The organism is Acinetobacter seohaensis, assembly GCF_056431365.1.
On sequence record NZ_JBWKMK010000110.1, the window covers coordinates 1 to 5852 of the forward strand.

Annotated in this window: 5 protein-coding genes; 1 reads left to right on the top strand and 4 read right to left on the bottom strand. The window is 35.2% G+C overall.

What is annotated here, in order from left to right; all coding sequences use genetic code 11:
• Nucleotides 1-380 precede the first annotated feature (380 nt).
• From AC07E5_RS10250 to istA, 3 genes are all read right to left on the bottom strand, one after another.
• Nucleotides 381-1283, bottom strand: a complete 903-nt coding sequence (locus AC07E5_RS10250) for a ComEC/Rec2 family competence protein (protein WP_180073019.1) — start codon at nucleotides 1281-1283, stop codon at nucleotides 381-383.
• A 233-nt stretch (nucleotides 1284-1516) separates the two neighbouring features.
• Nucleotides 1517-2257: an IS21-like element helper ATPase IstB gene (gene istB / locus AC07E5_RS10255; RefSeq protein WP_279676143.1), complete on the bottom strand. Its 741-nt coding sequence runs from the start codon at nucleotides 2255-2257 to the stop codon at nucleotides 1517-1519.
• A complete protein-coding gene (istA, locus tag AC07E5_RS10260) occupies nucleotides 2250-3812 on the bottom strand; it encodes an IS21 family transposase (RefSeq protein ID WP_279676144.1) in 1563 nt (520 codons plus the stop codon). Before istA ends, istB begins: the two co-directional genes overlap by 8 nt.
• A gap of 414 nt (nucleotides 3813-4226) precedes the next feature.
• On the opposite strand from istA, the gene AC07E5_RS10265 reads away from it, so the two are divergent.
• Nucleotides 4227-5171 (top strand): Arc family DNA-binding protein, encoded by a 945-nt coding sequence (locus AC07E5_RS10265; RefSeq protein WP_279676146.1) that lies wholly within the window; start codon nucleotides 4227-4229, stop codon nucleotides 5169-5171.
• Nucleotides 5172-5237: 66 nt separating this feature from the next.
• Here AC07E5_RS10265 and AC07E5_RS10270 read toward each other — a convergent pair whose 3' ends face one another.
• A complete protein-coding gene (locus tag AC07E5_RS10270; RefSeq protein WP_279676147.1) occupies nucleotides 5238-5681 on the bottom strand; it encodes a DUF3291 domain-containing protein in 444 nt (147 codons plus the stop codon).
• Nucleotides 5682-5852: the final 171 nt, after the last annotated feature.

Consider the following 5852-nt stretch of genomic DNA (forward strand, 5'->3'; position numbering starts at 1 on the left):
AATCATGATACGCCACGGTGGTTGTGTTTTGTGTTAGCGCATTAATAAATACAACCACCTTTTTTATTTTTCAAGCGATAATTATAATATATTTCAACAGTTTAAGCCTTAAGTTGGCGCGTATGGGAGCACCCCCCCATTTTTTAAATAACTTATCTTGAAGTACATTGCCTTGTGATGACATTTGATTGGCAAAGAAATTAACTACTCCGCAAGTCAATAATATTCCTAATAATGAACCTAGTAATGTTCTCAGTGGTTCAAATAAAATGTATGCAGTTAATATTATCGGTAACACAATAAATAATGCTGGTCTTACTCGTGCAGAAAGTGAGTATTGATCAAAATAGTCCGATAGATTCACTATATTTCCCCTAATCTTATAATGTGTATTCAGTTTCGACAGTTATAGTTCCAAAATAATTTTCAAATCTATCTTGATAATCAAAGTCTAGTTCTGCTGTTGGTGTATATTCAGGCTTAGATGAATAAAAGTGAACTTTATTACCAACCAATTCCATCGTGATATCACCTGCTCTATTTTGGGTTAATTTTTGATATCCAGTATAGTAGTGAAGATGGCGTGATTTAGCTTCACCAATCACAATAATTTGTGGATCTAACTTTTCTAACCAAGAGTCAGGTACTTTTCCTGATTCCCTTCCATGATGTGCTGCAAATACAATTGTAGTTTTTGTTAAGTTAATATCATCTATGATTGATTCCATAAACTCAGTTTCTAAGTCACCTAACCAAAGTACACTTGCTCCATCAGTTTGTTCATAACGAATAACAGCTGATAAATTATTGAAAGCGTTTCCCTGATTACATTCTTCTAGTGCTTTTTGGAATTCAGCATTTTGTAAATTTGGCCAGAGTATAGAAATACCAGAACTACCTCTATTTTCATCTTTTAAATTCATCCACTTACGAGTGCAACCTTTTTCTATATAGTAAGCTTTTTCTTTATCATCTCTTAATTTGCAGTATCTTTTGAATGAATCTGTTTCCACGCTTTTGATAGCATTATTTTTTACAACATAAAAGTTTTGAATTGGTTTCACATCATCTAGCCAATGTATCCCGCCAAAATGATCTTCATCTGGATGTGTTGAAATAAATCTTGATAATGTTTTTGCTTTGGATTGTTCTTTTATTTCTTCAATAATTTTATCTTTATTATCCATCTTTAGATAACAGTCAATAATGGTAAAATTATCACTGTTATGCTTTATATAGAACATGTCGCCATTACCAACAGAAAAACTTTTTATAATGCTCATTATTACTATCATGACTGTTTAAGAATTAACATGATTTTACTTCATAATTATTGTTTTTCAATCTGATTATTTTTTTTGAAATATACTTCGTGATAACTATATAGTTTTCCTAAAATTAACATAATACATGCTATACATGCAAATTACTGGATAAGTCGGCCACCCATTCTTGTTCGTGGTCTACCACTCATTCTTATTCCAAGTCGGCCACTCAAATTAAAAAAAATAAGCTTTTATTTTTGAGAAAAGATTTTCTCTCTGTACGACCGGCCTAAAATCTCAAGTTCATAAGATCTATGTAAAATCCGATCCATGACTGCATCTGCAATGGTAGGATCTTGAAACTGCTCAAACCATAGTTTTTTAGGAACTTGGCTTGTAATTAAAAGTCCACCGCTCTGAGATTGCTTATCAATAATTTCAAGAAAAGCTGGTGCTAATGATTGATTAAATCCACCTAAACCAAAATCATCAATAATAAGTAATTTTGCAGTACATACTTTTTTCTTGAAGTCTTTGATTTCACCTAAAGTGATTGCATTGGCAATTTCATCAAATAAACTAATCGCATTAAAATACATCGTGCTGTAACTGCGATGACAAGCCTCTGCTCCAAAAGCGCAAGCTAACCATGATTTTCCTACGCCTGTTGAGCCTGAAATAATAAGCCCTCGACCATCATGAATCCATTCACAGCTCGCATAACGATGAATATCTGCTTTTTTAATTTGCCGTTCCGCTGCATAGTCGATATGTTCTAATCTTGCATTTGGATATCGGAATTTGGCTTGAGAAAATAACCGTTCAATTCTCCGATTTATTCGATCATTCAATTCAGCATCTAGACAGTAATCTAAGAACTCTTCAATACTCGCCTCCTGACTGATCATTTGATCCAGTGAGCTTTCTGCTGATCGAAGAAAACCTTTGAGCTTAAGCTGTTCCAGCTTATCTTTAACTGACTTTTTAAGCATGTGCTGTAACTCCTGAATGCTGCAAATAATAATCTGCACCACGAATATTTTGATGTGGTGTTGGTGGACGGGGTTGAATGTCTGACGTTTTCTGAATGAGGAAAGCATTATTCATGATAATGCTTTCAAGCCGCTTAAGCGTAAAAATCTGGCGTTCCATTGCAAATTGACAAGCGCCTTCCAAACAATATGATTTTTGTTTATCTACGATCCATTCTCTGAATTTGTTTAATGATTTAATATTTTTGGCAAGGTCTCTTTTTTGACTGAGGATATGATTAACATACTGTGAAGTATGTGACCCCATACGATTTGCCCAAAAAATGATTTCGTCTTTGGATAGGCCTTTTTGCGCAAGATGCTCTGGTGACATATGCTCATCTAAACAAATATCCTGATGGATCCCCTGATTGATCGTATGTTCAGCTATTTTTTCACGTTCATAAAAAACGTGAATTGCGGATTGCATGATCTTGATATCGACTTGTAAATGCGCATATGTATAGGGAACAGAATATTGGTTAGATTGATACTCAACGCGATAGAATTCACTCACCCGCACCGAACGTTTCCAAGTACACAATTCATATGGGTAAAGAGGTAATGGATTGAGGTCTTTACCATCCAAAGCTAAGAACTGTTCATAACGGCTAATGGTAAATCGGCGAGTAGTTTTACGGTTTATGATATCCATTTTTTGTTGGATTGCTTGGTTGAGTTCGTCAATAGAGAAAAATTTTTGATTGCGTAAAGATGCAAGAACTGAACGCTGAACAATTTGTACACTGACTTCCGCCAGCCCTTTATCCTTTGGATGACGTGGTCGAGTTGGCATAATCGCAAAATCGTAATGCGCAGCAAAATCTTCAAAATCCTTCTGAAACTCTAAACCCGACTTATTGTTCTTGATCACGGCTGACTTTAAATTGTCTGTGATAATTGTGTCTGGCACACCGCCGATATGCTTAAATGCCTGAATAAAACATTCGAGCCAATGTTCCACTTTTTGGCTCGGCACTGCATAAGCGAACGTATACGCGGATGCCCCTAAAACACCTACAAATACCTGAACATAACTTTTTGATCCATCTAATGGCGATGTGATTTCCATTGTACGACCGCAAAAATCCACTAAAAGCGCTTCACCACTTTTAAAACTTTGGCGCATGGACGAATGCCGTTTCTTTTGGAAATTTCTAAATACTTCACAAAAACGTGAATAAGAAAGCCCCTTTGCATATTGAGCAATATATTCTTGCCAAAGTAATTCAAGGGTCATATCACGTTTTTTTAATTCTTGATTCACATATTCAAAATCTGGATATATTTTTCTTGTTGGATAGTTAGCGGCCCTAGAGATTTCAAAATAGTCGAGCAATTCAAGGTTAGTAAATAAATTAAGTTCACTATTGTGGATTGGAAAAAGTTTTAACTTTTCATAAATCACTTTAACAGAATCTCTGGAAATACTGACTTGTTTAGCCGTTTCCCTTTGACTGTATTCTAAATTGAGCAGTCTGACTGCCTGCCGAATCTTATCGGTTTCGATACGCATAAATTATAGACCTCTTTGGTTCACTTAAAGAGGCAGAAACCACTCATTGAACATTGATAAAAGAATCAATGTTCAATACAATGATCTTGTCTTGACCGCAAAATTAAGACAACTCTTAAAGGCTCATGCACCATCATGGGCCTTTATTTTTTCTGCCGATGACTGTACTAATCTTTCATTTGTACATTGTCCGAGAATTGCATAAACTTCTTTAACATAAAGTTAATTTGAGCATTTAAAGATCGCTGTTGGGCATTAGATTCTGCTTGCAGCTGCTTTCTCAGTGATACAGGGATGCGTATTTTTAATTGAGCAAATTCAGTATTGGGGTTCATATCGACCTCAAATAAACCACTATGGTGCAATAATGATAAACCATAATGGTTTATTGTCAATATAATGAGGTACTCTAAGATGAGTCTTTTAAGCGATTCTCAAATAAAATTAAGATTACCGACAGAGCTAAAACAAAAAATAGAGGCTGAAGCGCAGGATTCAAAGCGGTCCATGAATGCTGAAGTGGTTGCCCGCTTAGAAAATAGTTTTAATTTTAAAAAGCTGGAAATCGAAGGAAATGAACAAACTATTTTAGGCCCATACCAGCTTATGGATCGCAAGAAGGAATTGTCAGATCGATTGGTTCATGCGATTCAGTGGTCTAATTACTCAAATGCAAAAGAGCTTAAGTATTCACATATTGCAGAGCGGCTAGGTTATGACACCGCTGAAATCTTCCTCGATTGGGTGCAAGGAAAGCAAGAACCTACCTTTTCTCAGCTTCGAAGTATTGCGGATTTTTTAAAGGTCAATCAAGACTGGCTGGTTCACGGAGATGGTTATCCAACCCCCAATTCATCATTTGATGCATCTGGTATTCCAGAACAAGATATTCCTGAATTATTTTTAACTCAAGGAATTACAGATCATGAAATTTTTATGAGCGAAGTTAAGAAAATTCATTTCGTTCGAAATATTTCCCCTGAAGGCGAACTTCTGATCGTTCGTGAATACAAAGACGAGCGAGTAGATGTTCTGCAAACAAGAGCTCATATTTCAACAGCAATTGGTGATGGCGGACGAAGAATGTTGCAAAATTTTGCACGTTTATGGTCTTATCTTTACAACAGCCCACACCGCAATGCTGTTTATAGTTATTTGCTCAAAGATGAAAAATTTAATCAGATCCGCAAGCTTTATATTCATCCTTTATCTATTCTTCGCACGGCTCAAACTTCCTTTTGGTGGGAGGAAATTTGGAAGCAGCAACAAAATACCTATTTAACACAAGTATATCAAGACCAATGGAAAGATTGGGATGCAACTGCTAATGTAGCAAAAGAATGTATTGAAAATAAATAATTTATGGAGTAAGTGAACTTACTCCATAATAGATATAATATTGTATATTCTTTAATATCATTGGTATTAATTGCTTATTTCAAATAACTCACTTGATCTAATAGTAAAAGCATCTTTTGAAGGACCGATTTTTTTAAGTAATTCTAAACGACCATATGCCTCGTATAAGGTGGGTATGTGATCATCTTCTACCCACCATAGCACAACGTGTGGCTCAGTAATAGAATGGAACCACTCTCTACCTTTGAGTCGAAATTCATTATGTGGAGTTTTATACAAGAAATCTTTGAACTCATTTGTATTTTTCCATAAAGATAACGTATATAAATGACCAATCCCAAAAAGCTGGTCAATTATTTTTTGGCTTTCATTTAAATCTCTCCAGATAAATCCTGAATGATTTTCAGCTAATTTATTTACATAATCTGTTGCATTATAAAAACCATCCATACGTAGATCATTTTTAGGATATTTGGGTTTTACTAAATCAAATTGGGCGAGTATAGTCATAAGCTTAACGTCCTATATATAAATTTCACCCCACACTTCATATTGGCTTTGTTGCACAAACCTATCTGTAAAGGCTTTTTCAGCGATATAATTTTCAAATGAAGAAGCCTACACACAAAATCTACCGTACAACCAATTGGCCCGCATATAACCGAGCACTCATGAGTCGCG

Excerpts from the sequence above, each read along its gene's own strand:
- AC07E5_RS10250 (WP_180073019.1), bottom strand. The coding sequence starts at position 1,283 with ATGAGCATTATAAAAAGTTTTTCTGTTGGTAATGGCGACATGTTCTAT.
- istB (WP_279676143.1), bottom strand. The coding sequence starts at position 2,257 with ATGCTTAAAAAGTCAGTTAAAGATAAGCTGGAACAGCTTAAGCTCAAA.
- istA (WP_279676144.1), bottom strand. The coding sequence starts at position 3,812 with ATGCGTATCGAAACCGATAAGATTCGGCAGGCAGTCAGACTGCTCAAT.
- AC07E5_RS10265 (WP_279676146.1), top strand. The coding sequence starts at position 4,227 with ATGAGTCTTTTAAGCGATTCTCAAATAAAATTAAGATTACCGACAGAG.
- AC07E5_RS10270 (WP_279676147.1), bottom strand. The coding sequence starts at position 5,681 with ATGACTATACTCGCCCAATTTGATTTAGTAAAACCCAAATATCCTAAA.